Raw genomic sequence first — 13659 nt, 5'->3', positions numbered from 1 at the left:
ATCATTTAATCTTCTTTACGTAAAGATAGTCCAAGACCCGCAAGCTTCTCTTTAACTTCTTCAAGTGATTTGCGACCAAGATTACGAACTTTCATCATATCAGCTTCAGACTTATCTGTTAATTCTTGTACGGAATTAATTCCGGCACGTTTTAAACAGTTATAAGAACGAACTGAAAGATCAAGTTCTTCAATAGTCATTTCTAACATTTTTTCTTTATGTGTTTCTTCTTTCTCAACCATGATTTCAGCATTTTTAGCTTCATCAGTTAAGTTAACAAACATTTCAAGATGTTCAGTTAGAATTTTAGCAGCGAGACTAACAGCTTCATTAGGAGTAATTGAACCATCAGTCCAAATATCTAATGTAAGTTTGTCAAAATCGTCACGTTGACCCACTCGAGTGCTTTCAACTTGATAGTTAACACGTTCAATTGGGGTATATATAGAATCGACGGGAAGTACACCGATTGGCATTTCAGCACTACGTTTTTTGTTTTCCATAGCAGAAACGAATCCGCGACCTTTATTTGCAGTTAAATGCATATGGAAGGTTGCTCCATCAGCAACAGTTGCGATGTGCAAGTCTGGATTTAAGACAGTCACATCACTGTCACCAACAATATCACCGGCAGTAACCACTGCTGGTCCAATAACATCGATTTCTAAATTCTTTTCTTCGTCATCTGGTCCATCTAATTTCAAAGAAATTTTCTTAACATTTAAAATAATTTGAGTAACGTCTTCTACTACACCTTTTACAGTTGAGAATTCATGAAGAACGTCATCAATTTGAATACTTGTGACAGCAGCTCCAGGTAATGAAGAAAGTAAAGTACGACGTAAGGAATTACCTAAGGTAGTTCCATAACCACGTTCAAGTGGTTCAATAATTACTTCACCAAAATTATCAGTTTCTTCTATTTTATGAATGTTAGGCTTTTCAAATTCGATCATTCTTATCATTAACCCCTTTCAAAACGTACGAGTTTGCAATTAATTTGAACAAAATAAATTCTACTAATTAAACTCGACGACGCTTTGGAGGACGAGAACCGTTATGAGGTACTGGAGTAACATCTCGAATAGCAGTAACTTCTAAACCAGTTGCTTGAAGTGCACGGATAGCAGCTTCACGACCAGAACCGGGACCTTTAACGGCAACTTCAACAGTCTTCATTCCATTTTCCATTGCAGTTTTTGCAGCAGCTTCAGATGCCATTTGTGCAGCAAATGGAGTAGATTTACGACTTCCTCGGAAGCCTAATGCACCGGCAGATGACCATGAAATGGCATTACCTTGTGTATCAGTAATCATTACCAAAGTGTTGTTAAAAGTTGAGTGAATGTGCGCAACACCTGATTCAACGTTCTTCTTTACACGGCGTTTACGACTTGTTTTTCTTTTTACCATAAAGTTAGATGACCTCCTTCTTTAATTATTTTTTCTTACCTGCAATTGCAGTAGCTTTACCCTTACGAGTTCTAGCATTGTTCTTAGTGTGTTGTCCACGTACTGGTAAACCACGACGATGACGCATTCCACGATAAGATCCAATTTCTTGAAGACGTTTGATATTCATACTTACTTCACGACGTAAGTCACCTTCAACTTTAATGTTGTCGACAACTGCACGGATTTTATCTTCTTGATCAGGAGTTAAATCACGTACTCGAACATCTTCTGATACTGCTGCTTCTTTTAATACTTTTTGTGCGGTAGTGTTACCAATACCATAAATATAAGTTAAAGCAATAACGATTCGTTTATCACGAGGTAAATCAATTCCGGCAATACGAGCCATTTAGCATACACCTCCTATTAATTACTTACCTTGACGTTGTTTGTGTTTTGGATTAGCTGAGCAAATAATCATTACTCGGCCTTTTCTTTTAATTACTCTACAATGTTCACACATTGGTTTTACTGATGGTCTTACTTTCATTTTTAACCCTCCTCAAAAATGAAGACAAAAAATTATTTAAAACGATAAGTGATACGTCCCTTAGTTAAATCATATGGAGACATTTCAACTGTTACCCTATCACCAGGTAGAATACGAATGTAATGCATACGAATTTTACCTGAAACGTGTGCTAAAATTTCATGTCCATTTTCTAATTCAACACGAAACATTGCATTTGGAAGGGTCTCAAGAATTTTACCTTCAATTTCAATAACATTATCTTTAGCCATTTATATACACCTCCAACAGGATTATAAGTTAGATTGAATAAAACATGACTTTGACAGCTAAATGTTAGTCTACCATATTTGTCAAGTTCCTTCAAACTAACCACAATTTTTAATTGAGGAATACATTATAAAGAACTCAAGATAGAATCAATTTGTTGCCAAACGTCATCAATGCTATTGTTACCATCTACATTATAAAGAAGATTTCTTTCTTTATAGTATGCAATTAATGGAGTATTCATTTTGATGTTAACATCAAGACGATTTTTAACTGCTTCTGGTTTATCATCATCACGTTGATAAAATTCATGGTGACCACATACATCACAAGTATCTTCTACCTTAGGCATATGATATAGCTTGTTATAAGTAGCTCCACAATTTCTACAAATGAATCGACTAGATAGTCGTTCAGTTAGTAGATTAGGATCAACATCGATGTTGATAACAGCATTTAAAGGTTTGTTTAATACATCAGTCATTTCAGCTAATGCATTTGCTTGTTCTAAAGTTCTAGGATAACCATCAAGTAAGAAACCGTCTTTTGTATCTGCGTTTCCTAAACGATCCTTAACAATCCCATTAGTAACATCATCAGGAACTAAATCGCCTTTATCAATAAATTCCTTAGCTTTTAAGCCCATAGGAGTTTTATTAGCCATTGCTTCCCTAAACATATCACCGGTTGAGATGTGAGGAATTGGATACTTATCAACAATATATTGTGCTTGAGTACCCTTACCTGCACCTGGTAATCCTAATAAAATAAGATTTAGTGACATTAAACTGTCTCCTTTAGGTTAAGATTCTAATCGTTAGCTGGTTTTGGATTATGAATAAATCCAACATATTGACGTTTCATCATCAAACCACGGATTTGACGAATTGTTTCAATAGCTACCCCAACAACAATTAGTAAACTTGTTCCACCTAGTCCAATTGATTCATTTAAGTTCCAAACATTTTGTGCAATTAACGGAATTAATGCCACAAAACCAAGGAAGATTGAACCAACTGTACTTAATCTCATAAGCAGTTTTGAAACGTATGTTTGAGTTGCATGTCCTGGCCAAATACCAGGAATGTAACTACCTTGTTTTTGCAAGTTTTCAGCCAGTTTTTCTGGATTAACTTGAACAAAAGCATAGAAGTATGTGAATAAGATGATTAAAACTGTATATAAAACAGCTCCAGTCGGTGTTTGCATATTAAACACATTCGATAATACTTTATACCAAGTATCTTCAGAATGAGAATTTGCAAATGCCATTAAAATTGTCTGTGGGGTTGCAATAAACGAACTAGCGAAGATTACGGGAATAACACCGGCAACATTTACCTTCAATGGAAGGTAACTGCTATCTGGTGATCCAGCAATTCTTCTTGTGTATTGAATAGGTACACGACGTTCAGCTTGTTGGAACCAAGTAACAAAAGTTACAATTGCCAACACAGCAATGATAATAGCGACTACGAATAGGATTGGTTTCCAAAGTTCGTTTGAAGATACTCCAACGAATAATTGACGATATAATTGCGTGACTCCATCAGGAATACGAGCAATAATTCCGGCAAAAATAATCATTGAAATACCATTACCAATTCCTCTTTCGGTAATCATGTCCCCCATCCAAGTTGTTAACATTGATCCACCAGTTAGAATAACTCCAATGGTAATAAATGTTGAAACAGTTGGATTAGAAACAAGATTTAGACTACTTAACGTATTGAACCCAGCAGTTATTCCAATTGATTGTAAGAACGCTAGGACAACTGTTAAGTAACGAGTAACTTGATTTAACTTTCGACGTCCAACTTCACCTTGTTTTCCCCATTCCACAAAACGTGGAACGATATCCATTTGAAGAAGTTGAACGATGATTTGTGCGGTAATGTAAGGTGAAACTCCCATTGCAAAAATTGAATAATTAGTTAATCCACCACCACTAAATGTGTTTAAGATTCCAACTAATCCAGATGATGCAACTGATTCTAATGCTTTTGCGTTAATACCTGGTACGGTAATATAAGCACCTAATCTAAAGATAACCAAAACTCCTAAAGTAAAGAGAATTTTTTTTCTAATTTCCTTTACTTTAAACGCACCCTTCATAATTGAAAGCATTAAATCACCTCGATTTTACCGCCAGCGTTTTCGATCACAGTTTTTGCACTGTTAGAAAACTTGTTTGCTTTAACAGTTAATTTCTTAGTTAATTCACCGTCACCAAGAATTTTAATACCACTCTTAGTATTCTTAACAATGCCTTTTTCTACAAGTACTTCTGGAGTAACTTCAGTACCATCATCAAAAATATTTAGTTTTTCAACATTAACAACCGCATATTCTTTACGGTTAATATTGTTAAATCCACGTTTTGGAATTCGACGATATAATGGCATTTGGCCACCTTCAAATCCTAAACGGGTCTTACTACGAGCTTTTTGACCTTTTTGTCCACGTCCGGCAGTCTTACCTTTACCAGCAGAGCGTCCGCGACCCTTACGAGTACGTGATGGACGTGAACCTTCAACAGGTTTTAATTCATTCATTTCCATGAAATCGGCACCTCCTTAAAGATTTTTAATCGTTAACTTGTTCTACTTTGATTAAATGTGCAATTTGAAATAGTGCGCCACGAATAGATTCGTTGTCAGGTTTAACAACAGTACTATTAATTCGACCTAAGCCAAGAGCCTTCACAATTTTACGTTGCTTTGGGAGGCGATGAGCTGCACTACGGATTAAAGTAACTTTTAATTGAGCCATCTGATACACCCTCCTTATTCAGCTAAATGTTGGGTTGAAACACCACGTAAAGCTGAAACTTCTTCTGCACTCTTCATAGCCTTAAGGCCTTCAAAAGTAGCACGAATAACATTTACTGGAGTGTTAGAACCTAATCTCTTACTTGTAACATCACCGATACCAGCAAGTTCCATAACGGAACGAACAGCGCCACCGGCTGCGACCCCAGAACCTTCTTCAGCTGGTTTAAGCATAATCTTACCACCACCGAAAGTTCCAATAACTTTATGAGGAATTGTTGTACCAACAATCGGAACCTCAATCAAGTTTTTACGAGCTGCTTCAATAGCTTTACGGATTGCTTCTGGAACTTCTTGAGCTTTACCAGTACCAAAACCAACATGACCGTTCTTGTCACCGACAACAACTAAAGCGGCAAAACGTAGACGACGTCCACCTTTAACAACTTTAGTGATACGGTTGATAGCAACTACGTTATCTTCAAGCTCTAATTTATCTGGATCAATAAATTTCTTCATGTGCGGTTATTCCTCCTTTATTAAAATTCTAGTCCGTTTTCGCGAGCTGCATCAGCAAGAGCTTTTACGCGTCCATGATAGATGTATCCACCACGATCAAAAACAACATTTTTGATATTCTTAGCAGCTGCACGTTCTGCGATCATTTTTCCAACACTAGTAGCTTGTTCGGTTTTGTTACCACCGTTTTCAAGATCAAGTGTTGAGGCACTAACAAGCGTTACACCCTCTACGTCATCAATTACTTGAGCATAGATGTTTTTATTAGAACGGAATACGTTCAAGCGTGGGCGCTCGGCAGTACCAGAAATTTTACTACGAACACGACTGTGACGACGTTTTCGATTTTTGTTTTTATCTGGTTTAGAAATCACAATAGTCACCTCAAAATTTTATTAAGCTGAAAGTAATAATAAATTATTACTTACCAGTCTTACCTTCTTTACGAATAATGTGTTCGTTTTCGTAACGAATACCTTTACCTTTGTAAGGTTCTGGTGAACGAACGGCACGAACAGAAGCAGCAAAGTCTCCAACGAATTGCTTGTTGATTCCAGAAATCTTAATAGTAGTATTATCAGGAACTTCAACAGTCAAATCTTCAGGAACAGCCATTTCAACAGGGTTTGAATAACCAACATTTAAAGTTAAAGTACTACCTTTAAGTTGAGCACGGTAACCAACACCGACTAACTTAAGAGTTTTACCAAAACCATTAGTTACACCTTCAACCATGTTGTTAAAGTTGGCACGTGATGTACCATGTAATGCACGAACTTTGTTATTATAATCGCCAACTGGTTCAAAGTTAACATTATTACCATCAATGTTCATTTTGATTAAATCTGAAAATTCACGGCTTAAAGTTCCTTTAGAACCTTTAACAGTTATAACATTTCCATCTTGTTTTACTTCCACACCTGCAGGTAAAACAACAGTTTTATAACCAATACGACTCATTAGTTACACCTCCGATATTATGATTTATTTTTTACCATACGTAAGCTAAAACTTCGCCGCCGATTTTTTGGGCGCGAGCTTCTTTATCAGTCATAACTCCATTTGAAGTAGAAATGATTGCAATTCCAAGTCCGTTAAGAACCTTAGGAATAGCGTCTGACTTAACATATGAACGTAATCCTGGTTTAGAAATTCTCTTAATACCAGTAATTACACGTTGGTTATCGTTAGCATATTTTAGAAATACGCGGATAACACCTTGTTTATCATCTTCAATGTATTCAACATCGCGTACGAAACCTTCACGTTTAAGGATTTCAGCGATATCACGTTTGATTTTTGATGCAGGAACTTCAACAGTTTCGTGGTATACCATGTTGGCATTACGAATACGAGTTAAAAAGTCTGCAATTGGGTCAGTCATAGACATTTGTGCACAACCTCCTTTTTAATTGATTACCAACTAGCTTTTTTCATGCCAGGGATTTGACCTTTGTGGGCAAGTTGACGAAGACAGATACGGCATAGGTGGAATTTTTTGTATACAGAACGAGGTCGGCCACAACGTTCACAACGAGTGTAACTTTGTGTTGAGAATTTTGCGGGACGTTCACTTTTTACAATTAAAGATTTTTTAGCCAATGTGAATCCTCCTCATTATTTAGCAAATGGCATACCGAAATCAGTAAGTAAGGCACGGCCTTCTTCATCGGTATTTGCAGTAGTGACGATTACAATATCTAAACCGCGGACACGGTTAACATTATCATAATCAATTTCTGGGAAAATTAATTGTTCTCTAACACCTAAAGTGTAGTTTCCGCGACCATCAAAGGATTTTGAGCTAACACCGTGGAAATCACGAACACGTGGTAATGAAACGTTGATTAACTTATCTAAGAAATCATACATTCTGTCTCCACGTAGAGTAACTTTAGCACCAATTGACATTCCTTCACGTAAACGGAATCCAGCGATTGATTTTTTTGCTTTAGTAACTAATGGTTTTTGACCTGAGATAAGTGCTAATTCAGCAACTGCTTCATCAAGGTTTTTAGCATTAGATACGGCATCACCAACACCCATGTTTAAGACAATTTTGTCAATCTTTGGTGCTTGCATGATTGATTTGTAATCGAATTGTTTCATCATGTTTGGTGTAATTTCAGTATTAAATTTTTCTTTTAAACGACTTGACATATAAAAGGGATCCTCCTTTCACTATATATTAATTAATCGATTGCTTTTTGTGTTTTTTTAGAAAAACGGATTTTTTTACCATCTTCAACTTTAAATCCTACACGAGTAGGTTCATTGTTTGATGGGTCAATTAGCATAACATTTGACACATCGATTGGAGCTTCAGTATCAACAATTCCACCTTGTGGGTTAACTTGTGAAGCTTTAACGTGTTTTTTAATCATGTTAATGCCTTCTACAACGACACGGTTTTTAGAAGAAATTGTCTTTTTGATAGTTCCTTCTTTACCTTTGTCTTTACCAGCAATAACACGAACTTTGTCACCAGTTTTAACGAACATTATTAGGGCACCTCCTTATATCCTGGTTGTGATTAAAGTACTTCTGGAGCTAATGAAACGATCTTCATGAAATTGTTATCACGCAATTCACGAGCAACCGGGCCAAAAATACGAGTACCTTGAGGACTCTTGTCATCTTTAATTAAAACTGCAGCATTTTCATCAAAACGAATATATGAACCATCATTACGACGAGTAACAGCCTTAGTACGAACGACAACTGCCTTAACAACGTCACCTTTTTTGACAACGCCACCTGGTGTTGCTTGTTTTACAGTAGCAACGATAATATCACCGATACCGGCATATCTTCTAGTTGAACCACCTAAAACTTTAATAGTTAAGATTTCTTTTGCGCCTGAGTTATCGGCAACTTTTAAACGACTTTCTTGTTGAATCACAGGTATATCCTCCCTTCATTTTTTAAATCAGAATACGATAAAAAATGATAATCCTTAAATAATAACCGCTTTTTCAACAATATCAACTAATCTGAAACGCTTTGTTTTTGACAAAGGACGAGTTTCCATGATTTGTACGATATCGCCAACTTTGGCTTCGTTATTTTGATCGTGTGCAGTATACTTCTTTGAGTATTTAACACGTTTACCATAAGTTGGGTGATTCTTGTAAGTTGAAACTAAAACAGTAATTGTTTTGTCATTCTTATCAGAAACTACAGTTCCTTGGTAAACTTTACGCTGGTTACGTTCTTCAGCCATTAAGTTATTCCTCCTTATCGTATTCTATTTGCTTAATTCTTTTTGACGAAGTGCAGTTTTAATACGAGCAATATTTTTACGCACTTGTTTTAATCTTGCAGTATTTTCCAATTGTCCTGTGGCTAATTGGAAACGAAGATTGAATAATTCTTTTTTGTAAGAATCTTCTTTTTCAATCATTTGATCAGTGGTTAATTCATTAATTTCTTTAGCCTTCATTTGATTCGCCACCTACTTCCTCACGTTTTAAAATCTTTGTACGAACGGGAAGTTTCATTGCTGCTAAGCGTAATGCTTCGCGAGCGACATCTTCAGGAACGCCGGCAACTTCAAATAACACTTTTTCGCGTTTAACTGGAGCTACCCATCCTGCAGGTGTACCTTTACCATTACCCATTCGAACTCCGACACCTTTTTCAGTATATGATTTGTGAGGGAAAATTTTAATCCAAACTTTTCCTCCACGTTTCATATGACGGGTCATCGCAATACGAGCAGCTTCGATTTGGCGGTTAGTGATCCAATGTGAATCTAATGCTTGTAAACCATATTCACCAAATGTAACTGTTTTGCCACCTTTAGCGGCACCACGTAACTTACCACGGTGCTCACGACGGAACTTAACACGTTTTGGTACTAACATGTTTAATCCCCTCCTTTTTCAGCTTTTTTGCTGTTTGGTTTTTCTGGAAGAATTTCACCACGGTAGATCCAAGTTTTAACACCGATAACTCCATAAGTAGTATTTGCTTCTACCCATGCGTAATCAATATCTGCGCGTAGTGTGTGCAATGGAACAGTACCATCTGAATATGCTTCAATACGAGACATATCGGCACCGTTTAAACGACCAGAAACTTGTGTTTTGATACCTTTTGCGCCTGAACGCATAGTACGTTGCATTGCTTGTCTCATTGCACGACGGAAAGCAACACGTCCTTCAAGTTGTCTAGCAATGTTTTCACCAACTAATTTTGCGTCTAAATCAGGTTTCTTGATTTCAACGATGTTGATGTGAACACGTTTACCAGTCAATTTGTTTAATTCTTTACGAAGATTTTCAACTTCAGAACCACCTTTACCAATAACCATACCTGGTTTGGCAGTGTGAATTGAGATGTTTACACGGTTTGCAGCACGTTCAATTTCGATAGTTGAAACTGAAGCACTTGCAAGACGTTTTTCAATATACTTACGAATTTGTAGATCTTCACGAAGGTAAGCAGCATAATCTTTTTCAGCATACCACTTAGATTCCCAGTCGCGAATAATACCAACACGTAAACCATTAGGATTTATCTTGTTACCCACGAATTAGCCCTCCTTTTTTTCAGATACTACAATTGTAATGTGGCTTGTACGTTTGTTAATTGGTGAAGCTGAGCCTTTTGCACGTGGACGGAAACGTTTTAAAGTTGGTCCTTCGTTAACATATGCTTCACTTACGTATAAGTTTTGACTATCTAAGTCATAGTTATTTTCTGCATTCGCAACAGCAGATTTGAGTACTTTAGAAACAACTGGTGATGCACCACGAGGGGTGAATTCCAAGATTGCTAAAGCTTCAGCAATACTCTTACCTCTAACAAGATCGACTACAAGACGGACCTTACGAGCGGCAATACGAACAGTCTTCGCAGTTGCTTTTGCTGATGTAACTTGTTCAGCCATTAGATATCCTCCTTGCTTTATCTAGTTTTCTTATCGTCACTACCGTGACCATGGAAAGTACGAGTTGGAACAAATTCACCTAATTTATGACCTACCATGTCTTCTTGAACATAAACGGGGACATGTTTGCGTCCATCATAAACAGCGAATGTGTATCCAATGAAACTAGGGAAAATTGTTGAACGACGTGACCAAGTTTTAATTACAGACTTCTTTTCTTGGTCTTTTTGTGCATCTACCTTTTTGAGTAAGTACTCATCGGCAAATGGACCTTTTTTTAGACTGCGACCCATTATTACTAACCTCCTCTATAAAATCAGTATTTTATATGGATAAATTTAATTACATTTTTGAACCTTTACGACGACGTACAATAAATTTATCTGATTTAGCTCTCTTATTACGAGTTTTCTTACCAACGGTCTTCTTACCCCATGGTGATAATGGTGATGGACGACCAACTGGAGCTTTACCTTCACCACCACCGTGAGGGTGATCGTTAGGGTTCATTACTGATCCACGAACATGAGGACGTTGACCACGGTAACGATTACGACCAGCTTTACCAACGTTAACAAGTTCATGTTCTTCATTACCAACAGTACCGATTGTTGCACGGTTAACTGAAAGGATCATGCGAACTTCACCAGATGTTAAACGAACTAATGAGTATTTACCGTCATGACCTAATAATTGTGCAGATGCACCAGCTGAACGAACTAATTGTCCACCTTTACCAGGTTTTAATTCAATATTATGAATAATTGAACCAACAGGAATATTCATTAATGGCAATGCATTACCTACTTTAATATCTGCTTCTGGACCAGATTCAACTTTGTCACCCACTTTTAATCCTTTAGGGGCGATAATGTATGATTTTACACCATCAGCATAAACAATTAAAGCGATGTTTGAAGTACGGTTTGGATCGTATTCAATTGCTTTAACAGTTGCAGGTACATTGTCTTTTGTACGTTTGAAATCAATAATACGGTATTGACGTTTGTTACCACCACCACGGTGTCTAACAGTCATACGACCAGAATTATTACGACCAGCAGTTCTACTGTTTGATTCTAGTAATGATTTTTCTGGTTTAGATTTAGTGATGTCACTGTAATCTAAACTAGTCATATTACGACGACCATTGCTGGTTGGCTTGTATGTTTTAATAGCCACGATGTTTTCCTCCTCTATTAGAGATATTTATGTTAATTATTCTTCGTTGAATAATTTAATTTCTTTTGAGTCGCTTGATAAAGTAACGATAGCCTTACGACGTTTCTTAGTGTAACCACTGTAACGACCTTGGCGTTTTAATTTACCACGAACATTCATAATGTTAACTTTTACAACTTTAACATCAAAGATGTCTTCAATTGCTTTTTTAACTTGAGTTTTAGTTGCTCGTAAATCAACATCAAAAGTGTAACGTTTGTCATCCATCATTGCTGTAGATTGTTCAGTAATAACTGGACGTAAAATGATATCACGTGATTCCATTATGCGAGCACCTCCTCTACTTGAGAAAGAGCAGCTTTGGTTGTAACAACTTTATCACTGTTAGCAACATCTAAAACGTTAACTTCTTTAGCAGCAATAACTTTAACATTAGCTAAGTTACGTGCAGAAAGAACAGTGTTTTCGTTATTATCTTCTAAAACTACTAATGTCTTTGTAGTAACGTTTAATTTTTCTAACATTTCCTTGAATTCCTTAGTCTTAGGAGCATCAAATTGTAAGGAATCCATAACAACTAACTTGTCGTCATTAACTTTTGCAGATAATACAGATTTCATAGCTAAACGAGTTACCTTACGTGGTAAATGGTAAGCATATGATCTTGGTGTTGGTCCGAAGACAACTCCACCACCAACCCATTGAGGTGATCTGATTGAACCTTGACGAGCTCTACCAGTACCTTTTTGACGCCATGGTTTCTTACCTCCACCGCGAACAGCAGAACGGTTTTTAACCGCGTGAGTACCTTGGCGCATTGATGCACGTTGCATAAGAATAGTATCAAATACTACGTGTTCGTTTGGTTCGATTGCAAAAATAGAATCGTTAAGAGAAACAGTTCCATTTTGGCTACCGTCTTGTTTGAATAATGCTACATCAGTCATTTATGGTTTCCTCCTTTCTATTTTTTTGAACCGCGAGCAGCAGTTTTAATTGTAACGAATGATTTATTAGCACCTGGAACATTACCTTTAACTAAGATTACGTTCTTTTCAACATCAGTACTAATAACTTCAAGATTTTGAATAGTAACAGTCTTGTTACCCATACGACCTGGTAATTTCATACCTGGAACAACACGGTTAATAACCGCACCAAGTGAACCAGGACGACGGTGATAACGAGAACCGTGAGTTTCAGGTCCACGACGTTGACCATCTTTATGGATGTTACCTTGGTATCCATGACCTTTAGTAGTTCCAGTTACATCAACGATGTCACCTGGTTCAAAGATGTCGATTTTGATTTCATCAGCAGCTTTGTAATCTCCTAGCTCAACATCTTTGATTTCTTTAATGAAGCGCTTAGGAGTAGTATTTGCTTTTTTAGCATGTCCTTCTTCTGGTTTGTTACCTAGAACTGCACGTTTGTCAGCAAGACCTAATTGGATAGCTTCGTAACCGTCATTTTCAACAGTTTTAACTTGCATAACCACGTTAGGAGTTACTTCAATAACAGTAACTGGTACTAATTCACCATTATCAGTAAAAACTTGAGTCATTCCGACTTTTTTTCCTAAGATTCCTTTTTTAGTCATGAAAACACCTCCGATATAATGTATTTATTAAAGCTTGATTTCGATATCTACGCCACTTGGTAAGTCTAACTTCATTAATGAGTCAACTGTTTTTGGAGTAGGGTTTAAGATATCAATTAAACGCTTGTGAGTTAAAATTTCAAATTGTTCACGAGCATCTTTGTATTTATGTGGTGAAGCTAAAACAGTATAGATAGTACGTTCAGTTGGCAATGGAATTGGGCCAGAAATAGTAGCACCAGTTCTTTGCGCAGTTGCAACGATCTTATCTGCTGATTGATCTAAAATACGGTGTTCGTATGCCTTTAAGCGAATACGAATTTTTTGTTTTGCCATTTGTGTTACCTCCTTCGTCTATTTTAAAAATAGGACTAACTCCGTGGAAATTACCGATTCACCCATGGCAAAGCATCCGGGTGTGTCGCAACCTTTCACATCAACGCTAAATTCCTTATGTTTTTGGGTAAACTAATCCCGCAAAAACAAGTACTTAAATAGT

General features: G+C 36.8%; 28 protein-coding genes. All 28 read right to left on the bottom strand.

What is annotated here, in order from left to right; translation table 11 throughout:
* Positions 1 to 5: 5 nt before the first annotated feature.
* Positions 6 to 956, bottom strand: coding sequence for a DNA-directed RNA polymerase subunit alpha (locus LHL71_RS01255; protein ID WP_227361244.1), 951 nt, complete (start codon positions 954 to 956; stop codon positions 6 to 8).
* Positions 957 to 1023: 67 nt separating this feature from the next.
* Entirely contained in the window at positions 1024 to 1413 is a 390-nt protein-coding gene (gene rpsK / locus LHL71_RS01250) for a 30S ribosomal protein S11 (RefSeq protein WP_227361243.1), read from the bottom strand.
* A gap of 25 nt (positions 1414 to 1438) precedes the next feature.
* The gene (rpsM, locus tag LHL71_RS01245) at positions 1439 to 1804 is read right to left on the bottom strand and encodes a 30S ribosomal protein S13 (RefSeq protein ID WP_227361242.1); all 366 of its coding nucleotides are present in this window, start codon (positions 1802 to 1804) and stop codon (positions 1439 to 1441) included.
* 21 nt (positions 1805 to 1825) lie between these two features.
* The gene (gene rpmJ / locus LHL71_RS01240) at positions 1826 to 1945 is read right to left on the bottom strand and encodes a 50S ribosomal protein L36 (protein ID WP_227361241.1); all 120 of its coding nucleotides are present in this window, start codon (positions 1943 to 1945) and stop codon (positions 1826 to 1828) included.
* Between the two features lie 32 nt (positions 1946 to 1977).
* Complete coding sequence (gene infA / locus LHL71_RS01235) at positions 1978 to 2196, bottom strand: translation initiation factor IF-1 (RefSeq protein WP_227361240.1); 219 nt, start codon at positions 2194 to 2196, stop codon at positions 1978 to 1980.
* 125 nt (positions 2197 to 2321) lie between these two features.
* Positions 2322 to 2978: an adenylate kinase gene (locus tag LHL71_RS01230; protein ID WP_227361239.1), complete on the bottom strand. Its 657-nt coding sequence runs from the start codon at positions 2976 to 2978 to the stop codon at positions 2322 to 2324.
* A gap of 26 nt (positions 2979 to 3004) precedes the next feature.
* Positions 3005 to 4321 (bottom strand): preprotein translocase subunit SecY, encoded by a 1317-nt coding sequence (secY, locus tag LHL71_RS01225; RefSeq protein ID WP_227361238.1) that lies wholly within the window; start codon positions 4319 to 4321, stop codon positions 3005 to 3007.
* The gene (gene rplO, locus LHL71_RS01220) at positions 4321 to 4755 is read right to left on the bottom strand and encodes a 50S ribosomal protein L15 (protein WP_227361237.1); all 435 of its coding nucleotides are present in this window, start codon (positions 4753 to 4755) and stop codon (positions 4321 to 4323) included. The genes secY and rplO overlap by 1 nt, the downstream gene beginning before the upstream one ends.
* Positions 4756 to 4780: 25 nt before the next feature.
* Entirely contained in the window at positions 4781 to 4966 is a 186-nt protein-coding gene (gene rpmD, locus LHL71_RS01215) for a 50S ribosomal protein L30 (protein WP_227361236.1), read from the bottom strand.
* Between the two features lie 14 nt (positions 4967 to 4980).
* Entirely contained in the window at positions 4981 to 5484 is a 504-nt protein-coding gene (gene rpsE, locus LHL71_RS01210; protein ID WP_227361235.1) for a 30S ribosomal protein S5, read from the bottom strand.
* A 20-nt stretch (positions 5485 to 5504) separates the two neighbouring features.
* Positions 5505 to 5867, bottom strand: a complete 363-nt coding sequence (rplR, locus tag LHL71_RS01205) for a 50S ribosomal protein L18 (protein WP_283812375.1) — start codon at positions 5865 to 5867, stop codon at positions 5505 to 5507.
* Between the two features lie 37 nt (positions 5868 to 5904).
* Entirely contained in the window at positions 5905 to 6444 is a 540-nt protein-coding gene (gene rplF / locus LHL71_RS01200; RefSeq protein WP_227361233.1) for a 50S ribosomal protein L6, read from the bottom strand.
* Between the two features lie 31 nt (positions 6445 to 6475).
* Complete coding sequence (gene rpsH / locus LHL71_RS01195) at positions 6476 to 6874, bottom strand: 30S ribosomal protein S8 (protein ID WP_227361232.1); 399 nt, start codon at positions 6872 to 6874, stop codon at positions 6476 to 6478.
* A gap of 26 nt (positions 6875 to 6900) precedes the next feature.
* The gene (locus LHL71_RS01190) at positions 6901 to 7086 is read right to left on the bottom strand and encodes a type Z 30S ribosomal protein S14 (RefSeq protein ID WP_227361231.1); all 186 of its coding nucleotides are present in this window, start codon (positions 7084 to 7086) and stop codon (positions 6901 to 6903) included.
* 15 nt (positions 7087 to 7101) lie between these two features.
* Positions 7102 to 7644 (bottom strand): 50S ribosomal protein L5, encoded by a 543-nt coding sequence (rplE, locus tag LHL71_RS01185; protein WP_227361230.1) that lies wholly within the window; start codon positions 7642 to 7644, stop codon positions 7102 to 7104.
* A gap of 32 nt (positions 7645 to 7676) precedes the next feature.
* A complete protein-coding gene (gene rplX / locus LHL71_RS01180; protein WP_227361229.1) occupies positions 7677 to 7985 on the bottom strand; it encodes a 50S ribosomal protein L24 in 309 nt (102 codons plus the stop codon).
* 32 nt (positions 7986 to 8017) lie between these two features.
* Positions 8018 to 8386, bottom strand: coding sequence for a 50S ribosomal protein L14 (gene rplN, locus LHL71_RS01175; protein ID WP_227361228.1), 369 nt, complete (start codon positions 8384 to 8386; stop codon positions 8018 to 8020).
* Between the two features lie 54 nt (positions 8387 to 8440).
* Positions 8441 to 8707, bottom strand: a complete 267-nt coding sequence (gene rpsQ / locus LHL71_RS01170; protein ID WP_227361227.1) for a 30S ribosomal protein S17 — start codon at positions 8705 to 8707, stop codon at positions 8441 to 8443.
* Positions 8708 to 8731: 24 nt separating this feature from the next.
* Positions 8732 to 8926 (bottom strand): 50S ribosomal protein L29, encoded by a 195-nt coding sequence (gene rpmC / locus LHL71_RS01165; RefSeq protein ID WP_227361226.1) that lies wholly within the window; start codon positions 8924 to 8926, stop codon positions 8732 to 8734.
* On the bottom strand, positions 8916 to 9350 hold the full coding sequence (rplP, locus tag LHL71_RS01160) for a 50S ribosomal protein L16 (RefSeq protein ID WP_227361225.1): 435 nt from the start codon (positions 9348 to 9350) through the stop codon (positions 8916 to 8918). The genes rpmC and rplP overlap by 11 nt, the downstream gene beginning before the upstream one ends.
* Positions 9351 to 9352: 2 nt before the next feature.
* Positions 9353 to 10018 carry a 30S ribosomal protein S3 gene (gene rpsC, locus LHL71_RS01155; RefSeq protein ID WP_227361224.1) on the bottom strand — a complete coding sequence of 222 codons (666 nt, stop codon included), beginning with the start codon at positions 10016 to 10018 and terminating at the stop codon, positions 9353 to 9355.
* Between the two features lie 3 nt (positions 10019 to 10021).
* Entirely contained in the window at positions 10022 to 10378 is a 357-nt protein-coding gene (rplV, locus tag LHL71_RS01150) for a 50S ribosomal protein L22 (RefSeq protein ID WP_227361223.1), read from the bottom strand.
* Positions 10379 to 10395: 17 nt separating this feature from the next.
* Positions 10396 to 10671, bottom strand: a complete 276-nt coding sequence (gene rpsS / locus LHL71_RS01145) for a 30S ribosomal protein S19 (RefSeq protein ID WP_227361222.1) — start codon at positions 10669 to 10671, stop codon at positions 10396 to 10398.
* Positions 10672 to 10720: 49 nt separating this feature from the next.
* On the bottom strand, positions 10721 to 11560 hold the full coding sequence (gene rplB / locus LHL71_RS01140; protein WP_227361221.1) for a 50S ribosomal protein L2: 840 nt from the start codon (positions 11558 to 11560) through the stop codon (positions 10721 to 10723).
* Between the two features lie 36 nt (positions 11561 to 11596).
* Positions 11597 to 11884, bottom strand: a complete 288-nt coding sequence (gene rplW / locus LHL71_RS01135) for a 50S ribosomal protein L23 (protein WP_227361220.1) — start codon at positions 11882 to 11884, stop codon at positions 11597 to 11599.
* A complete protein-coding gene (gene rplD, locus LHL71_RS01130) occupies positions 11884 to 12507 on the bottom strand; it encodes a 50S ribosomal protein L4 (protein ID WP_227361219.1) in 624 nt (207 codons plus the stop codon). Before rplD ends, rplW begins: the two co-directional genes overlap by 1 nt.
* 17 nt (positions 12508 to 12524) lie before the next feature.
* Positions 12525 to 13160, bottom strand: a complete 636-nt coding sequence (rplC, locus tag LHL71_RS01125) for a 50S ribosomal protein L3 (RefSeq protein WP_227361218.1) — start codon at positions 13158 to 13160, stop codon at positions 12525 to 12527.
* Positions 13161 to 13187: 27 nt separating this feature from the next.
* Positions 13188 to 13496: a 30S ribosomal protein S10 gene (gene rpsJ / locus LHL71_RS01120; protein ID WP_227361217.1), complete on the bottom strand. Its 309-nt coding sequence runs from the start codon at positions 13494 to 13496 to the stop codon at positions 13188 to 13190.
* Positions 13497 to 13659 lie beyond the last annotated feature (163 nt).

The sequence above is a fragment of the Lentilactobacillus laojiaonis genome (assembly GCF_020616595.1).
Taxonomy (GTDB): Bacteria; Bacillota; Bacilli; order Lactobacillales; family Lactobacillaceae; genus Lentilactobacillus; species Lentilactobacillus laojiaonis.
The sequence above is the reverse complement of the archived record's forward strand: the minus strand, read 5'-3'. Positions and strand labels throughout refer to the sequence as shown.